This is a genomic window from Hymenobacter sp. M1-2, from assembly GCF_057808495.1.
The window spans coordinates 112,253-129,829 of the sequence record NZ_JBTYZO010000009.1; the positions used below are offsets into that span (position 1 = coordinate 112,253).

General features: G+C 61.7%; 11 protein-coding genes. 9 read left to right on the forward strand and 2 right to left on the reverse strand.

Annotated elements, in window-relative coordinates; genetic code table 11:
• Positions 1-38: 38 nt before the first annotated feature.
• Entirely contained in the window at positions 39-3,098 is a 3,060-nt protein-coding gene (locus ACYSMN_RS10740) for a SusC/RagA family TonB-linked outer membrane protein (protein ID WP_488923876.1), read from the reverse strand.
• 891 nt (positions 3,099-3,989) lie between these two features.
• On the opposite strand from ACYSMN_RS10740, the gene ACYSMN_RS10745 reads away from it, so the two are divergent.
• Positions 3,990-5,222, forward strand: coding sequence for a putative sensor domain DACNV-containing protein (locus ACYSMN_RS10745; RefSeq protein ID WP_488923877.1), 1,233 nt, complete (start codon positions 3,990-3,992; stop codon positions 5,220-5,222).
• Positions 5,223-5,287: 65 nt separating this feature from the next.
• On the opposite strand, the gene ACYSMN_RS10750 is transcribed toward ACYSMN_RS10745, so the two are convergent.
• Positions 5,288-6,007, reverse strand: a complete 720-nt coding sequence (locus ACYSMN_RS10750; protein ID WP_488923878.1) for a DUF92 domain-containing protein — start codon at positions 6,005-6,007, stop codon at positions 5,288-5,290.
• 453 nt (positions 6,008-6,460) lie between these two features.
• Here ACYSMN_RS10750 and ACYSMN_RS10755 point away from each other — a divergent pair, with 453 nt between their 5' ends.
• The 8 genes from ACYSMN_RS10755 to ACYSMN_RS10790 all read left to right on the forward strand — a co-directional run bounded on the left by ACYSMN_RS10755 (position 6,461) and on the right by ACYSMN_RS10790 (position 17,563).
• Positions 6,461-7,594 carry a family 16 glycosylhydrolase gene (locus ACYSMN_RS10755; RefSeq protein WP_488923879.1) on the forward strand — a complete coding sequence of 378 codons (1,134 nt, stop codon included), beginning with the start codon at positions 6,461-6,463 and terminating at the stop codon, positions 7,592-7,594.
• Between the two features lie 336 nt (positions 7,595-7,930).
• Entirely contained in the window at positions 7,931-9,685 is a 1,755-nt protein-coding gene (locus ACYSMN_RS10760; protein ID WP_488923880.1) for a cellulase family glycosylhydrolase, read from the forward strand.
• A gap of 30 nt (positions 9,686-9,715) precedes the next feature.
• Positions 9,716-11,719, forward strand: coding sequence for a 7TM diverse intracellular signaling domain-containing protein (locus ACYSMN_RS10765; RefSeq protein WP_488923881.1), 2,004 nt, complete (start codon positions 9,716-9,718; stop codon positions 11,717-11,719).
• Between the two features lie 191 nt (positions 11,720-11,910).
• Positions 11,911-12,036 carry a hypothetical protein gene (locus ACYSMN_RS10770; protein ID WP_488923882.1) on the forward strand — a complete coding sequence of 42 codons (126 nt, stop codon included), beginning with the start codon at positions 11,911-11,913 and terminating at the stop codon, positions 12,034-12,036.
• A 120-nt stretch (positions 12,037-12,156) separates the two neighbouring features.
• Entirely contained in the window at positions 12,157-14,394 is a 2,238-nt protein-coding gene (locus tag ACYSMN_RS10775; RefSeq protein WP_488923883.1) for a TonB-dependent receptor, read from the forward strand.
• A 200-nt stretch (positions 14,395-14,594) separates the two neighbouring features.
• Positions 14,595-15,419, forward strand: a complete 825-nt coding sequence (locus ACYSMN_RS10780) for a phosphatase PAP2 family protein (RefSeq protein ID WP_488923884.1) — start codon at positions 14,595-14,597, stop codon at positions 15,417-15,419.
• A gap of 207 nt (positions 15,420-15,626) precedes the next feature.
• Positions 15,627-16,304, forward strand: a complete 678-nt coding sequence (locus ACYSMN_RS10785; protein WP_488923885.1) for a response regulator transcription factor — start codon at positions 15,627-15,629, stop codon at positions 16,302-16,304.
• A complete protein-coding gene (locus ACYSMN_RS10790) occupies positions 16,301-17,563 on the forward strand; it encodes a sensor histidine kinase (RefSeq protein WP_488923886.1) in 1,263 nt (420 codons plus the stop codon). Before ACYSMN_RS10785 ends, ACYSMN_RS10790 begins: the two co-directional genes overlap by 4 nt.
• Positions 17,564-17,577: the final 14 nt, after the last annotated feature.

Genomic DNA, 17,577 nt, shown 5'->3' on the forward strand with positions numbered 1-17,577 from the left:
GGCCTGAATACCGGCGACTGACAACGAATAACTCTCAACTAAAACCCAACATTGAGGCCGGCCAGGAACGTGCGCGGCTGCGGGTACACACCCAGATCGACGCCGCGGCTGCCCACTTCGGGGTCGTAGCCACTGTAATCAGTCAGCGTCAGCAGGTTCTGGGCACTCACGTACACGCGCAGCTGCTTGGCAGCAATGCGGCTGCTGAGCTGCTGGGGCAGGGAGTAACCCAGCGTCAGCGTCTTGATGCGCAGGTAAGAGCCGTCCTCTACGAAGTAGCTCGACACGCGCAGGTTCTGGTTGGGGTCGCCGGCAATGGCGCGCGGCACGTCGGTGCTGGTGCCGGGGCCGGTCCAGCGGTCCAGCACGCGGGTGCTGCCACTGCTGTTGCCGTAGAGCGGGCTTTCCAGAATGTAGCGGTTCTGATTGAAGATGTCGTTGCCCTGGGAGCCCTGCACAAACACGTTCAGATCGAAGCCCTTCCACGTCACGGTGTTGTTCAGCCCGTAAGTGAAGTCAGGGTTGGGGTTGCCGATGTAGGTGCGGTCGTCGGCGTTGATAACGCCGTCGGGCACGCCTTCTGGGCCGCTGATGTCGCGGAAGCGAATGTCGCCGGGGGCGGCGCCGCTCTGGGTGGCGTGGCTGCTCACGTCTTCCGGCGTCTGGAACAGACCATCGGCCACAAACCCATAAAACGCACCGAAGGGCTCGCCTTTGTCGTAGCGGACGATGACGCCGTTCAGGGTGCTCAGGCCGTTGTACGGCCGCCCCACGCCCAGCGACTCCAACTCGGTCTTGAATGCCGACACGTTCAGCGTGGTAGTCCAATTCAGGTCCTGGCCGCCGCCCCGCACGTTACGCGAGGTGAGGGAGATGTCCACACCGCGGTTGTAGGCCGAAGCCGCGTTGCGATTTACGCTTTCGTACGTGCCCGATACCAACGACACCGGCACCGGCGCAATCAGGTTCGGCGACTTGCGCTGGTACAAGTCGATGGTGGCCTCGAAGCGGTTGTCGAGGAAGCCCAGGTCGATGCCGATGTTCGTTTGGTTGTTGGTTTCCCAGCGCAGATCCGGGTTGGCCAGGCGCGTGGGAGCCGCGCCGGTCTGGATGGTACCAGTTGGGCCAAATGGGTACTGGATGCTCGAGTTGATGGCGAAGAGGTAAGCGAAACGCCCGGCGTTGTTGGGGTTGCCCACTTTGCCGTAACCAACCCGCAGCTTCAGGTTGCTGATGACGGGGTTATTGGCCAGGAAGTCCTCTTCCGAGACGCGCCAGCCGGCCGACACGCCGGGGAAGAAACCAAACTTCTCGCCGGGCGGAAAGGCGCTTACCCCGTCGTAGCGGGCAATGGCCTGGAACAAGTATTTGCCCGCAAACTCGTAGTTGATCCGGCCGAAGTAGCTGGCCAGGCCCTGCTTGGCCTCGATGGTGCCGGCGTTGGACAGCTGCGTGTTGATCGGGCCGGAGTTGATTACCTGCAAGTCGTTGCGCAAGTAGCCCGTGCGGTAGGCTTCCACGTTTTGCTTGTTAATGCGCTGCCCCGACTGCCCGAGCAGCACCGTCAGCTGGTGCTTCTCGGCAAACAGGTGCTCGTAGGTGACCGTATTTTCGATCAGGTAGCTCGTGTTGTAATTCGAGGTGGCTGAGGCCCCGGCTAGGCTGTAGCGGGTGGTAAAAGTCTCGTTGCCAACCTTCAACTCGGGCACAAAGGGCCGGAAGGAGTTGAAGTTGTCGAAGATCAGATCAGCGCCGACGTTGGTGCGGAAGCGCAACCCTTGCAGAGGTTCTATTTCGGCAAAGAAGGTGGTCAGCGCCCGGTTACGAACAAACTTCTGGTTGTTGAGCGTGGCTGCTGCCAGCGGGTTCTCCTCCACGAAATTGTCTTGCTGCCCGCGCGGCTCGTAGTAGTAGCCGTCGGGGCGGTACACGGGAATGATGGCCGGAATGCGCAGCGCCTGCTGGATGGCGCCGTACTCGTTGTTCCGGTCGCCCTCGGTGCCGCCGCCGGAGTTGATTTGGCGGTCGTTGAGGTGCGTGAGCGAAATGCTGTTGCCCACTTTCAGCACCTTGTTCAGCTGCAAGTCGCCGTTGGCGCGCAGCGTGAACCGCTCGAACTGCGAACCGATAACGGTGCCGTCCTGCTGGAAGTACGTGCCCGACACGGCGTAGCGCGCTTTGTCGCTGCCGCCCGTCGCCGAGAGTGAGTAGTTCTGGATAGCGGCCCGGCGGAACACTTCGTCCTGCCAATCGGTGCCTTCGCCCAGGGCGCCTGGGTCGCGCAGGCGGTCCACCACGATGGCCTGCCCGGCTGCCAGACGGTTCTCGTTGTTGATGACGGCGTATTCCTCGGCGTTGAGCAAATTGAGCTTCCGCCACACCTGCTGCACGCCCCGGTAGGCATCGAGGTTGATGGAAGTGATGCCCGCTTTGCCGCGCTTCGTCGTGATGATTACGACGCCGTTGGCCGCCCGCACGCCGTAAATGGCCGTGGCCGAAGCGTCCTTTAGAATGTCAATGGTTTCGATGTCGTTCGGGCTGATGGCGTTCAACTGGTTTTCGCCGCCTTCGGGCAGCGGAAAGCCGTCTATCACGTACAGCGGGTTGTTGTTGCCGGCCGAAGTGATACCGCGCACCCGAATAGAAGTACCCGCCGCGCCGCCCGGTGCCCCGCCGTTCGACGTTACCGTCACGCCCGCCGCCCGGCCCTGCAAAGCCTGCGTAGCATCGGCCACCGGCTGCGTGGTAATGTCCCGCCCCGAAACCGACGACACGGCGCCCGTCACGCTGCCGCGCTCCTGGGTACCGTAGCCCACTACTACCACTTCGCCCAGTGCTTTGGCGTCGGTTTGCAGCGTTACGTTCAGGTTGGGGTTAGCCCCGCTTACCGCTACTTCTTTGCTCAAGAAGCCCACGCTGCTGAACACCAACGTACTGCCCTCGGGCACGCTCAGCGCAAAAGCCCCGTCCGTGTTGGAGCTGGTGCCTAGAGTGGAGCCTTTTACTATTACGGTTACTCCCGGTAGCGGCTCGCCGTTACTCTGGGTAACTCGCCCGGAAACTGGCACATCGGCCAAGGTTAGGCGTTCGGTGGGCACTGCAGTGGCTAGTGGCACCGCAGCAAGAGCCGGAATCACCGGCACGCCGCAAACCGCAACCCAAAGTGTTCGGCCCAATGTCCGAGTGTAGATGTTTGGATGCATGTAATGTGTGGGAATTAGGGGAAAAGAGCCAGCGGCTGCCTCGCGCCGTACGGCTAACGAGGGTAGACCACAGGTGGAAGGCACGAAACCCAAGCACCGCCTCGGCCGCGAGCCGAGGTGAAAGGGTAGCGAGTAGGGCAGAAGTATTTGGACAGTACTGATTGAGAGCTGTACTGTCACCAGGGTGCTACTTGATTAAGCAGTAGCGTCGGAACCTCAGGATTTGAGGCCGGGTTGTTACCCAAATATATCTTAGCTTTTTTCGGAAAAGCAACAGTAAAAACCTTCTTTACTACCTGTAAAGAAGGTTTTTTACTTTACTGCACAAGTGCGTTATACGCTTACTGCACACGCTAACTCCACCCTTTATGCTTGTTACAAGGTCACATTTGCTCTCTTACAGGTGAGGATGCAGCACGTAAAAAACAACCAAAAAAATATCATATAATTTATGAATGATTCTATCTAAATGGTCATACATCCCCCTTTTTAGCTTCGCTTCAGAGCAAATCCATGAACATGTGCGGCATTGCTGCGGTGGCGGCCACGCGCCCGACCGAACCCAGCTACTCGGCTGCATCGCCACCCACAGCACCCGTACACCCCGGCACGGCAGTTCTACTTCGTTATCTGCCTAGCCCCCATGGTGCGGCCCCACGCATGGCTCAATAACGCCTGGTGGGTATCTTGCCGCCGGGCATTAGGTTCAGTAACCTTCGGCGCCCTCTGCTGAGCTTAGACAGTACCCGAGCTTCTCGCCAGCAACATGAACGACTCCTTGTGCTTATGACCACCGCGTATTATCCAAACGAGCTGGCCGTCGCGCTGCACCAACGGTGGCCTGCCACAGCCCCGGCCCTGCCCGCGCAAGCCGCGCTGACGCAATTTATTTCTGTTGCTTACCAAGCCAGTCTGCTCAGCGAAGAAGGGCGCCCGGTCACCGGGCGCCTGGTGCTGGCATCGGCGGCCGCGCTGCAGCCCATCCTGACGGGTCTGAGCAGCCACCTACTGGCCTTCTCGACGGCCCGCCCCTACACCGAGCAGGAACTGCGCCGACTCAGCCCTACGGTGCAGGGAGCTTACAACACGCTGGCCGTGGAGCAAGCTGCCGACGGTCGCCTGCAGATGTGGGGCATGCTCTGCGCTACCCACCAGGAAGACCCGCGGCAACCTAGCCTGCACCCCTCGCCCGATGGGGCGCCTCCGGCCCTGCTGGTCCATTTGCTCGGGCCGGGCCGCCTGGCGTTCTTTTGCGGCTCCAGCTTGGTGCTGATGCTGCAACAAGGCCGTGTGGATGGTCACGGGTTCGTGCAATTTCCGGCGGCCTGGAGCCGCGGTCGGTTTGCGGCGGCCGAGCAGTTTGCCCAGGAAGAAATGCGCACCAAGCTGGCGGCTTTGCCCGTTCAGAACGATTTGATTGTGCAGATCGGCCAGCACGTGCAGCACCGTGTCATTGCGCGGGTGCGAGCCGCCGGGCACGGCGGGCTACTGGTTTTCATTCCCGACGAGGGCGTGGCCGAGCGCGTGGGACCGGCTGGCGTGCTGCGACCGAAGTACCACATGCAACCGTTGGGTGCGCAAAGCCGCTTCGCAACGCTGCTTTTTGCGCTCATCGGGCGGCTGGCCGGGCTGGGCGAAGTCAACTGGGCGCGGTTTCAAGCCTCTCACGACGCGCAAGTGCTGGCCCTGACCACCGAGCTTGAGCGCTTCGCTGATTTGCTGGCTGATCTTATGGCCGTGGACGGCGCTTTGGTGCTTACCAAACGGCTGGAAATTGTGGGTTTCGGCGTGGAGATTCACGCGCCACACATTCCCACCGACCACGTGTACCGGGCGCTGGACCTGGAGGCCACCGCCGTGCGGGCCGAACCGGCCGACAGCGGCGGCACGCGCCACCGGGCCGCCTACCGGCAGTGCCTCGCCGACCCAGATAGCCTCGCCGTAGTTGTGTCGCAGGACGGCGGCGTCAAGTTTGTGCATCAGCAGGATGGCCGCATCATCTTCTGGGACCAGCTTTAGCCGCTGCGGCTGCTTTCCACAGTTTGGTTTGCAGCACGCCAGGACCTTTGGCAGCTTATATACCCTCAGCCCCAAGCGTAGCCCAAGGCCGCTGCGGCTGCGCCAGTAAGTGTGCCCAGCGTATTTACCGCGTCGTTCGATAAGGTGCCGCGGCGTTCCAGCGTGGCGCCCAGCACGGAATCAGCCAGGTTACCGGCCGCACCCGCCAGCGCCACCCACCAAAAGCCATGATACTCACCGAAGCCCACGCTGTACACAGCCGCAACCAGGACGCTGCCCGCGAAGCCCAGCGCCGTGCCTTCCACGCTTACCACGCCGTCGCGCCCGCGCGTGTCGGGCCGCAGCGTCAGGATGTTATAATACCGGCGGCCGTAGATGTTGCCCAACTCCGACGAGAGCGTATCCGCCGTGGCCGCTGCCAGACTACCGGCCAGCAGCAGGTGAAAGAAAGTTGCGTGCGCCGGATCGGTCCAACTGCCCAGGCCCGCCGCGGCCGCTACGCCGGCATTGGCCAAAACTTGGGAAGCCTGGCGCCGACCCTGGTTGGCTTCGGCCAGGCCCAGGCGCTGTTTCGTTTCCCGCTGCCACGCCGAAGCCGCCGAACCCAGCAGGAAAAACAGGCTCAACAGCGTCACGCCAACCCAGCCAGCGCCCAGAAAAAGCAGCAGCCCCAACAGCCCGCCCGTGCCCGCGGCTGGCAGCGTGAGTTTGCCGCTTCGCACGCTGTACACCATGCCTAAGCCTAACAACAGCAACACGGCACACCAAGACCAGAACGAGGGCATTAGGTAGAGCAAAGGCGGTGGTAGAAGGCGGAAAGGTAGCAGGAACCAAGCCGGAATATTTCGATTTGTCCTACCTATCGAGCTTGTTTTTTATCCGTCGCGGTTCCCGAAAAGCAAGCGGCTGATTGCGCTTTTCAGCGAAAAATACGGAGTATCAACGTGTGTTGTAAGCGTGTGGATGAGTCGGTAGCTAAGCGCAAAAATGGCTTTATAGCGCACCAAATGAGGTTTTTTGACTTGTTTCCAATAAAACACAACGATATCTTTGGTGACTCCGCTACTGCTGGTATTGGTCGAGCCTGAGTTTTCGCCGGCTAATACTTTTCGCCGGGCGGCGCCATGTGCACCCGTGACGGCTCTGTGCCGAGACCAGCACTCTTTGCTTACCGCATCCGCTCCTGCCGTAGCCCGCTGCGGCCACTGGCTTCGCCTTCCCACCCAAATTCACCGCACATGGATTCATCGTCTACAATCCTGGGCCGATGGCTTGCCAGCTGGGCCGGAATCCTGGCAATGGCTTGCGCAAGCTGGCTGCTGCCCGTCACCGCCCAGGCCCAGTGCAACAAACTCGTCTGGTCCGATGAGTTTGACACGCCCGGCAACCTAAGCCAGTGGCAAGTGTACGACGGCGACGGCTGCGAAACGGGCCTTTGCAACTTCGGCAACAACGAACAGCAAGTATACCGGACCGCTAACGCTGCCGTAGCAAGTGGCTACCTGACCATCACCACGCGCGCCGAAAACTCAACGCAAAACGGGCGCACCTACAACTACACGTCAGCCAAGCTGCTGTCGAAAAACCCGGCCACGGCGGGCTTACAAACCTTCCGGTACGGCCGCGTGGAGGCGCGCATCAAGCTGCCCTCCGCGCAGGGCGTGTGGCCGGCCTTCTGGATGCTACCTGACCCCAATAAGTGGCCCGGCACCGGCGAAATCGACATCCTGGAAGCCAAGCACAAGAACCCCAAAACCGTCGGCGGCACCATTCACTACGACGCCAAGGGCTGGCACTACACCAGCAAAGACTACACCGCGCCGGTCGACTTATCCCAGGATTTTCACGTGTACGCCGTGGAATGGAGCCCGAATCAGATCCAGTGGTTTGTCGACGGTAACCTATTCCACTCGGCTTCGCCCCAAACGACTACGGGCAATGCCTGGCCGTTCAACAACGGCAACTTCTACGTGATTCTGAACACGGCGGTAGGCGGGCCAAAAACGGATTTTACCGGCCTGGGCCAGAGTCCCGCGGCTACCGACTACCCCGTAGTTACCCAAATCGATTACGTGCGGGTGTACCAAGGCACCTATAACCACGCCGTGCTAGGCGCCGACCAAGTGCACCGCGGCGACCAAAACCAGACGTACCAGCTCGATGCCGTCAGCGGGGCGCGCTACTCGTGGTCAGTGCCGACGGGCGCTACCATCGTGAGCGGCCAGGGCACCAATGCCGTGCGGGTGAACTGGGGAGCCGCGGCCACCAGCGGCCCCGTAGCCGTGACGGTGAAGGTCAACGACTGCCCCAAAGCCACCTATTCCAAAACCGTGGCCGTAGCGCCCGCCTCATCACCGAATTCCACGCCGTAGTCGCGCCACAAGTAAGTCGGGTACTGAATTTGAATTATCCGCGCTTGCCCGAATGTACTTCTCTTGATCCAAGGCAGCGGGGCACGCAGCTGTAATGCTGCCGTTTACCAAACAGTAATCCAAGCCTTTGCGACTCCTACGCAAGTAAAGGCCACCAGTTTTTCGGTCTGTTTTTTTGCTAGCTGCTCGGCTGGCCTTCAACTTCCTTGCTTTATGAATTACCGAGAGCGGCCGATTTTACGGCGTTGTCAGCTGCGTGTTTGCCTCAGTAGCCTATGCCTGCTGCTGACTTTTGCGGGTGCGTGGCCCCACTTGGCAGTAGCCCAGCGCCTGAGCATGTTACGAGCCGATGGCCCGCGCATCCGCGACGCGGCTGGGCGCGAGGTGGTGCTGCGGGGCTACAACGTGGGCGGCTGGCTGCTTCAGGAAAGCTACATTCTTGGCACCGACACGCTCAACAGCCAGTGGCGCATTCAGCAAGGCTTGCTGCGCACCATGCCCGAGGCGGAGGTGGAGGAATTTTACCGCCAATACCGCCGCCAGTTCATTACCAAGGCCGATATCGATTTTCTAGCCCGACAAGGCTTCAACTGTGTCCGCCTGCCATTCCACTATGATTTGTTTCTGACCGCCGAGCAGCGCCGCGCCCGCACGGCGGTTACCCGCGCGCCAAACAACCCGCAGCAGCTCGACGCCTACGTGCAGCAGCTCAGCACCTGGTACGACCAGAACACGCTATTCAACGACCCCAAAAAGCTCGACGGCTTCCGCTTCATCGACCAAGTGGTGCAGTGGTGCGCGGCCAACAACATGTACGTCGTGCTGGATCTGCACGCCGCCCCTGGCGGCCAGGGCACCGACCGCAACATCAACGACAACTTCCGCCCGCTGGACTTATGGAAGCGCCGCGACGCTAAGGGCCGTCTGATCTACCAAGACCTCACCGTGCGCTTGTGGGAACGGCTGGCAGCTCGCTACCGCACCGAGCCGGCCATTGCTATGTACGACTTCATCAATGAGCCACATAACCTCAATCCAGCCAATGGTTTATCAGCTAACAATCAAGAATTGAATGTGCTGTACAGCCGCTTGATCGACGTCGTGCGCGCCCAGGGCGACAAGCACTTGCTGATGCTGGAAGGCAATGGCTACGGCAACGAGTACACCAACCTCACGCCGGATAAGCTAGCAGTTCGCGACAAAACGAACCTGGTTTACAACGCTCACCGCTACTGGTGCTCTAATACGCCGGAAGCCGCCGATCCAAATCCCAACCAGATTAACCTATTGCGCAACCTGGCGGCTTTCCGGGAGCGGTGGCAGGTGCCGGTGTGGGTGGGCGAAACGGGCGAAAACTCCAACGACTGGTTTGCCACCGCCGTGCAGGGCCTCAATGGCCTGGGCATCGGCTGGTGCCACTGGAACATCAAGCGCGTAGACTCCGCCGCGGGCCTGCTGCGGGTGGCGCCCTACGGCAGCATTCTCACCCCCGAAGGTCGGGCGACGCTGCTGCGCAACGTACAGTTCGCCAATTGCCAAGTCAACCGCGACGTACTCACCGCCCTCACCCGCCCAGCTGACATGCGCGCGCCTTTCGCGCCGCTGGCCGTGCCGGGTACCATCATGGCCACCGATTATGACCTGGGCCGCGACGGCGTAGCCTACCACGATAGCTACTCTACCCGCACCGATTACCGCGACCTGACCCCGACCAACCAAGGCAGTGCCTACCGCAACGACGGCGTGGACATCAGCCCAAGCGCCGAAACTACCACCAGGTTTGCCGTGAGTGAATTGGCCGTCGGTGAGTGGCTCACTTATACGCTGAACGTCACCACCGCTGGTTCTTATAAGGCCGAGCTACGCCTGCGGCCTAGCGCTGCTGCCGGCCGCTTGGCGCTGCGCCTGGGGCAGTTGGATTTGGGCACGGTCAGCGTAGCGCCCGGCAATGGCTGGACTACCGTTTCGCTTACCACTCCTCCCCTGCCCGCTGGGCAGCATACGTTGCGTCTGTTCGTGGAAAGCCCCGTGAGCCAGCTGGCTTGGCTGCGCTTCGTGCCGGCCGGGGCCAGCAGCGGCGCGGGTGGTTAGTTAAGCCGCTTTTCGTACATTAAAGCCTCCATGAAGCTCGTAAACCCTCCCCACCCACCGCGTCGGGCTGCTTGGTGTTCTTTCCTGACGCTTTGCGGCCTGTTGCTGCTTTTTCTACCTACCCCACCAACTTACGCTCGCCCCACCGATACGCTGCAAGTCAGCCCGGCCTTGGAGGAGCTGTTTGTCGAGCCGCACCTATACAGCGTGCTGGAGGACTCGTCGGGTCAGCTCACCCTGGCCGACGTGCAGCAGCCCGAGCACGCCGCCCGCTTCGTGCGCGGCGACCGACGACCCAGCAGCATGGAGCGGCCCGGTGCCGCTTACTGGCTACGGTTCGTGGTGCGGGTGCGCGGCCCCTTGGCGCAGCACTGGTACCTGGAGCTGTTCGATTCGCACACCAACGACATCGTTTTCTACCCCGCCACCAGTTCCGAGCGCGGCGCCATTCACACCGGCGCCGACCAGCGGCTGACCTCGCGCAAGTTTCCCTATAAGAACTTTCTGTTTCGGCTGCCCCTGGAGCCCGACCGCGCGCACATCTATTACCTCCGGCTCAGTTCCAATTCCAAAACCAGCTTCCTGAGCCGCCTGCGCACCGAGCAGCCGCTGGCCGTGCATTTCCAGACCGAATATGGCCTGCTGGGTGCGTTCTACGGTGTGCTGCTGATCATGGTGGTCTACAATCTGTGCCTGTACCTCTTCATCGGCGAGCAAACCTACCTGCGCTATGTGCTTTACGTACTCAGTTGCAGCCTAGTGTTCTTGTCCGAAGACGGCCTAGGCTTCCAATATATATGGTCTGATTTTCCGGCCCTGAACCAACTCATCATTGCCGGTTCGCCCATTCTGCTGCTGCTCACCTTCAGCTACTACGCCCGCCAGTTTCTGGATGCCCCGCAGCGCTTGCCACAGTACGACCAGTGGGTGCGGCGCGTGGTGCTGATCAGCGTGGGCATTTTGCTGCTCGATACGCTGTGGCTGCATTCCGGCTGGGGCTTTTGGTTTTACCTGCTGCCTTATGGCATGATCTACTACGCTGCGCTGCGGGTGTGGCAGCGCGGCTTCCGACCGGCGCGCTTCTTCCTGGTGGCCCACGTGCTGGTGGCGTTGAGCGTGTGCTTCCTGATCCTGCGCAAGCTGGGCATTCACACCTTCACCAATACGGCCACGGTGTACAGCATGAACGTGGCGTTTGTGATTGAGGTAGCGGTGCTTTCCTACGCCCTGGGCGAGAAGATCAAGGGCATCAAAGACGCCACCCTTCGAGCACAAACCAAGCTGGTGAAGCAGTTGCGCAAGAAACATGAAGCCCAGGACATGCTGGTGGAGCAGTTGCGCCAAAACCAAGAACTCAAGGATCAGCTCAACTCCGAACTGGAAGAACTGGTAGCCCAGCGCACCGAGGAACTGCGTCAGCAGAGCGACACCATCGCGGCCCAAAACCGGGAGCTGCTTCAAGCCAACGGCTTGCTCGCCTTGCAATCCGCCGCCATCGAAAAGCTGAACGCCGAGCTGCAGCGGGACTTGCAGGAAGTCAAAACGGCCCGCGTGCTTTCCAAAGAAGTCGACTTCGGCGAGTTCAGTCAGATCTATCCCGACAAGGACGCCTGCCTGCAATACCTCGCCAACCTGAAGTGGGCCGACGGCTACCGCTGCCGCAAGTGCGGCCACGAGAAGTGCTGCGACGGACGCGAGCCGTACTCGCGCCGCTGCACGAAGTGCCGCTACGTGGAATCGGCCACGGCTTCCACCCTGCTCCAGAAGTGCAAGTTTCCGATTATCAAGGCCTTTTACGCGGTATTCCTGATCTACACGCACAAGGGCAACTACTCGTCGCAGGAACTCTCGCGGGTGCTGGACCTGCGCCAGGGCACTTGCTGGAGCTTCAGCCAGAAGGTGCTCGAAGCCATGCGCCGTCGTCGCCAAGCGCCCGATTTTGACGAGCACGAAGGCTGGACCCACGTGTTACTCGACGCATCCAACGCGGAAGCTGAAGAGGTCGAATTCGAAAGGGCACCCGCACGGATATAGCCTTTCTTACCGCCGCCCAGAGGATAAATTATCAATCAACAGTTTATACCACTATCTATATTTCATTTGCCGACTTAAGATCTAAACAATACCGTTCAGTGACCACCGCTGAGCCACCCATTCATGATTCTGTAAGGCATTCTGGGCAGTAATGCGGATGAAAAGCAACGGGTATAAGTAGGCCATCTTCCATGCCTGCTTCGCCTCAGCTTATAGCACGCGGGCCTGCTTCAGCGCACGTGCGCTTCATGTCCGAAACCACTGATGGCGGCCTGAACAAGCTGGCTTTCGACTGCGAGCTGGTCCGGTTGGGGTAGATGACCTCCTGCCCAAGGACAGCTCCACCTCTGCTCCTGTCGTTTCAGGGAAGTCCTATGCCCAGCTCCTGAATTGCTTCAGAATTGACCGGTAAGCTTGCGGAAACTATCCGTTCACTGATGCCCTACCGCACTTTCTCCCTGCTTTTTCTTACTACGCGTTTGCGCTGCTGTTTAACGGTTCTGTTGGTTGCTTGGAGTGGGAGCACGTTAGGACAGGCCCAGACTCCCGCCACGCGCGTGGTGGTGCGCGACAGTCTTACCCAGGAGCCGCTAGTGGGCGCCAGCGTGGGGGTGCCTGGCACCAGCACCGGGGCTCAGACCGACGTCACTGGCGCGGCCGTGTTAAGTCCGCCCCCGCCCGTGGGCACGGTGCTGACAGTGACGGCCCTAGGCTACCGGCCGCAGCGTGTCCGGCTGCCAGCGGCGGGGGTACCGCTTGCCGTGCAACTGGCCCCAGCTGCCGAGCAGATAGCCGAAGTGCTGGTGACGGCCACGCGCACTAACTCGCGCCTAGAAGATTTGCCTACGCGGGTGGAAGTGTTGGGTGAGGAGGAGATGCGGGAAGAGAACGGCATCAAGCCCGGCAACATCGCCTCGCTGCTCGGCGACATTGCCGGCACCCAAATTCAGCCCACCTCGCCCACTACTGGCAACGCCGACCTGCGCATTCAGGGTCTGCAAGGCCGCTATTCGCAGATTTTGCGTGACGGACTACCCCTGCTGGGCGGGGCGGCGGGCGGGTTTGGCATTCTGCAGATTCCGCCCCTGGATTTGCGGCAGATTGAGTTGATTAAAGGCTCATCGAGCACTTTGTATGGTGGCGGCGCCATTGCGGGGCTAGTGAACCTGGTGAGTAAAACGCCGACGCTGGGCACGCCGCAATACAGCCTGACGGTGAACCAGAGCACTCTGCGCGAAAGCAACGTCAACGGCTTTGCGGCGGCCCGCAGCCAGCGTCTGGGCTACACGCTGTACGGCGGCTTCACGCGCCAGCAGGCCGTTGACGTGGACGGCGACGGGTTCGTGGACGTGCCGCGCCTGCTGAATCTAACCGTGCACCCGCGCCTGTTCTGGTACCCTAGCCGCCGCAGCCAGCTAGCCGTGGGCTACACTGGCACGGCCGAAAGCCGCCGCGGCGGCGACCTGCTGCACCTGCGCCAAGGCCCCGACGCCGGCCCCGGCCACGAGTACTTCGTAACCAACCTGCTCCAACGCCATACCCTGGACGCCCTCTACACCCAGGACAGTTTGCGTGGGGGCAGCCTGACGGTGAAAGGCACGGCCAGCAGCTTTAACCGGCGTGTGCGCGCCAACACGGTAACGTTTGACGCCCGGCAGCTGTCCTACTTCAGCGAAGCCAGCTATCTGCGGCGGCTGGGCCGGCGCCACACGCTGGTTGGCGGCCTGAACCTGACCGGCGAGCAGCTGCGGCCCGATACCGGCAGCGAGACGCCCCTGCGCAGCGCGTACACCTACGCCACGGTGGGGGCATTTGCCCAGGACGACTGGCAGTTGCTGCCGCCGCTCACCGTGCAGGCTGGGCTGCGCCTCGACCACCACAATCGCTACGGCAATTTTCTGCTGCCACGCCTGGCTATACTGTACAAGGCCACCCGGGCGCTGACTGTGCGCCTAAACGGCGGCGCCGGCTACCGCGCGCCCGTGCCCTACGTCAACGAGTTGGACGAGCGGGACTACCCGCAAGTACTGCCAGTGGCCGGCCAGCCGGCCGAGCGGTCGGTGGGGCTGAACGGGGACGTGAACTGGACCCACGCCTTCGGGCCGGCTGTGCATCTGACGCTCAACCAGGGCTTTTTTTACACCCGGCTCAACCAGCCGTCGGTATTGGAAACCGATGCGGCTACCGGCCTGCTCAGCTGGCGGGCGCAGGCCCGGCCTGTGGTGAGCCAAGGGTTGGAAACGTATGTGCGCCTGGAAGCCGCCGAAACCGAGCTGTATGTGGGCTACGTGCTTACCGACGCTCGCCGCCGCTACGACCCGCTGCACCCGCGCCTACCACTGGCCGCCCGCCACAAGCTGGCGGCCGTGCTCGTGCAGGAATTTTCCCAGCACTGGGGCGCGGGTGTGGAAGCTTCGTACACCGGCCGCCAGTACCTAGACGACGGTGAAACCACGCCGGGCTACCCGCTGGTGGCGGCGCTGGTGCGCTACCGCACCGGCCCTTGGGCGGTAGTGCTCAACGCCGAAAACGTACTCGACTACCGCCAGACCCGCCGCGAAGCCGTGGTGCTGGCGCCGCTGGACAACCCTGTATTCCGGCCCCTGTGGGCACCAGTGGAAGGGCGCGTAGTGAACCTATCGGTGAACTGGCGGTGGCAAGCGCCCGGTCAATAGGATAAGGCTTGCTCCAATTCGCGGAAGCGGTAGATGCCGCTTCTATCAGTCCCTTTGGGCGTCGATGGAAGGGTGCGTAGTGAGCTTGGCAGTTAACTGAAAATTCTTAACCGTGCATCATGGCCGCGCCTGATCAGATTTGCTTCAGAATCAGGGGCTATTGTTACGGTTTGATTACGAAAACCCAACTTCTACCTTTCATGCACAGCCGAGCTTTGCTCCTTCGCCTGGGGTCAGTGGTGGCCTTGTGGAGCTGCACTTGGTTGCCGGCGCAGGCCCAAACCAGCCCCACTCCAATGATGCCAGCGGACACTACCCACAAGTTTGAAAATCCGGCGGGCGTGCCGGCGCCCACCACGCAGCCATGGTACCAAAGCAAGCTGGTGAAGGCAGTAGCGGTGCCAGCTGTGCTCATCGGCTACGGCGCCTACACCTTCAATGGCGGGGGCGTCTACACCAACCAGCAGGCCAACCGCGACATTCACCGGCTGTTTCCCACCTACCGTACCTCGCTCGACAACGTGCTCATTTTCGCACCCTACGCCGAGTTGGGGCTGGTGGCGTTGTCGGGCGTAGAAAGCAAGCACGACCGGCTGAACGTGGGCCTGGTGGTACTCAAGAGCGAATTGATCATGCTATCCTCGGTGTTTGCTGTGAAAACGCTCACGCGCGAGACCCGGCCCGACGGCTCCGACAACCTCTCGTTTCCATCGGGGCACACGGCCCAAGCGTTTCTGGCGGCCAGCATCGTGCACACCGAATTTCGGGACAAAAGTCAATGGTACGGCGTGGGGGCTTACACCATTGCCACCAGCGTGGCAGCCTTGCGCATGATCAACAACAAGCACTGGCAGAGCGACGTAGTGGCCGGCGCGGGCTTCGGCATTTTGTCGGCCCACCTAGGCTATCTCACCCACCGCAATCGCTGGGGCCGGCAGCCCCACCTCACGGGCTGGCACGCCGTACCGGTGGTGTGGCCCGGCGGCACCGCCGGCCTGAGCGTCACGTGGCGGCCGCAGCTGTAAACAGCGCCGGACACCAGACAGCGGGGGCGGACCTGCTCAGCGCGCTGGCTCCGGCCGCACGGGCTGTGCTTGCTACCGGCTGCGCCGGCTTCATTGGCTCCCACCTGTGCGAGTGGCGGCTGGCCAATGGCTATTTGGTGGCGGGCCTCGATAACTTCGACTCCTTCTACGACCGCCGCCCCATAAACCAGTATACTTGCCTAGCCCATGAAACTCCTCATTGTCGAAGACGAAGCGCCGCTACGCCAGGCCCTGGCCGAATACCTGCGCCAGGACGGCTACCTATGCGAAATAGCGGCCGACTACGCCCAGGCGTACGAGAAAATCAAGCTTTACGAGTATGATTGCGTGCTGGTGGACCTGACACTGCCCGACGGCCACGGCCTGGAATTGGTGCGCACCCTGAAGGCTGACGCCTCGGCGGCTGGGGTGCTGATTATTTCGGCCCGCGATGCCGTAGACGACAAGGTGCGCGGGCTGGAGCTGGGGGCCGACGACTACCTAGCCAAGCCGTTTCACCTCTCCGAACTGAACGCCCGCGTAAAGGCCCTACTGCGGCGACGCCACTTTCAGGGGCAGTCGCAGCTGGTGTTTCGGGAGCTGGTAGTACGGCCCGACGAGGCCGCGGTGTGGGTGCACGGGCAGTTGCTCACGCTCACGCGCAAGGAATACGACCTGCTGTTATATCTGCTGGCCAACCCTGGTCGGGTGCTAACCAAGGAGGCCATTGCCGAACACCTGTGGGGGGAAGCCGCCGACGCGGCCGATTCGCTGGACTTTATCTACACCCACTTGAAGAACCTACGCCGCAAGCTGCACGAGCACGGTGCCGGCGACTACATCCAGACCATCTATGGGCTAGGCTACAAGCTGCTGGCCGCATGAAACTGCTCACCCATACCACCCGCACGTATGTAGGCCTCACGCTGGGATTATTTCTACTGGCCAGCGGCGGGCTGTTTTTGGGTCTGTGGAGGGAACTGCGCCTCGAGGTAGACGAGCAGCTCAGCAACCGCCGGCTCGCCCTGACGACCTGGGCGCAACGCACCCAGCGCTTACCTACTATGCCCTTCGATGAGCAGCTAACTATCTTGACCCGCCCCCGGCGGCTGGGGTTGAGCGACACACTGCTGCTCGACCCCATAGAACAGGAGTTAGTGCCCCATCGAGAACTGACGTTCCAGCTAACCGTGGGCAGGCAGCCGCGCTGGGTGACGCTGCGTAAGTCGCTGGTGGAAACAGAGGATGTGCTGACGGTGGTGCTGACAGTGCTGCTGGTGGGCCTGGGCGGACTGCTGGCGGGCAGCGTGCTGGTGAACCGCTGGCTGGCCCGCCGCATTTGGACCCCGTTTGAGCACACGCTAGCGGCGTTGCGCGGCTACCAGGTGCACCAGCCGCAGGCCTTGGCCCTCCCCACTACGCATATTGATGAGTTCACGGAACTGAACCAGGCGCTTACCCACCTCACCCGGCGGGTAGCGGCCGACTACCAGACACTTAAGGAGTTCACTGAAAACGCGGCCCACGAAACCCAGACCCCGCTGGCCATCTTGCGCGCCCGCTTGGAGCAGCTCATGCAGCTGCCCGCCGCCGCCGACCCCGATACCGCGCCGCTGGTGCAGGACCTGTACGGAGCCACGCTACGGCTCTCGCGCCTGCACCAGGCGCTGGGGCTGCTGAGCCGTATCGAGAACCGCCAGTTTGTGGTCACGGAGCCGGTGGCACTGACGGCTGTGGTGGAGGAAAAGATAAGCCAGCTTCAGGACTTCATTGAAGCCAAGCAGTTGCGCGTGCAGGTAGTATTGGCCGAGGCTCCGACGCTGGCCATGCACGCCGCTTTGGCTGACTCGCTGGTGGGCAACCTGCTGCAAAACGCCGTGAAGCATAACCTGCCTGGTGGGGAGTTGCGGGTGCTGCTAGATGCGCAGCAGCTGGAAGTGGCCAACAGCGGCCCGGCGGTGTTGGATGGCAGGCCAACACAATATTTCGAGCGTTTCCGCAAGCGCCACGCCGCGTCTGACTCGCCGGGCCTGGGACTGTCCATCGTGGAGCAGATTTGCCGCTACTACGGCTTTGCGGTGCACTACACGGTAGAGGCCGGCCCGGTAACGCGGCACGTGCTGCGGGTGCATTTTGGTGGCTAGGTGGTGGCGGCTGA

Excerpts from the sequence above, each read along its gene's own strand:
- ACYSMN_RS10770 (WP_488923882.1), top strand. The coding sequence starts at position 11,911 with ATGCCTGCTTCGCCTCAGCTTATAGCACGCGGGCCTGCTTCAGCGCAC.
- ACYSMN_RS10755 (WP_488923879.1), top strand. The coding sequence starts at position 6,461 with ATGGATTCATCGTCTACAATCCTGGGCCGATGGCTTGCCAGCTGGGCC.
- ACYSMN_RS10750 (WP_488923878.1), bottom strand. The coding sequence starts at position 6,007 with ATGCCCTCGTTCTGGTCTTGGTGTGCCGTGTTGCTGTTGTTAGGCTTA.
- ACYSMN_RS10745 (WP_488923877.1), top strand. The coding sequence starts at position 3,990 with ATGACCACCGCGTATTATCCAAACGAGCTGGCCGTCGCGCTGCACCAA.
- ACYSMN_RS10790 (WP_488923886.1), top strand. The coding sequence starts at position 16,301 with ATGAAACTGCTCACCCATACCACCCGCACGTATGTAGGCCTCACGCTG.
- ACYSMN_RS10775 (WP_488923883.1), top strand. The coding sequence starts at position 12,157 with ATGCCCTACCGCACTTTCTCCCTGCTTTTTCTTACTACGCGTTTGCGC.
- ACYSMN_RS10780 (WP_488923884.1), top strand. The coding sequence starts at position 14,595 with ATGCACAGCCGAGCTTTGCTCCTTCGCCTGGGGTCAGTGGTGGCCTTG.
- ACYSMN_RS10765 (WP_488923881.1), top strand. The coding sequence starts at position 9,716 with ATGAAGCTCGTAAACCCTCCCCACCCACCGCGTCGGGCTGCTTGGTGT.
- ACYSMN_RS10785 (WP_488923885.1), top strand. The coding sequence starts at position 15,627 with ATGAAACTCCTCATTGTCGAAGACGAAGCGCCGCTACGCCAGGCCCTG.
- ACYSMN_RS10760 (WP_488923880.1), top strand. The coding sequence starts at position 7,931 with ATGTTACGAGCCGATGGCCCGCGCATCCGCGACGCGGCTGGGCGCGAG.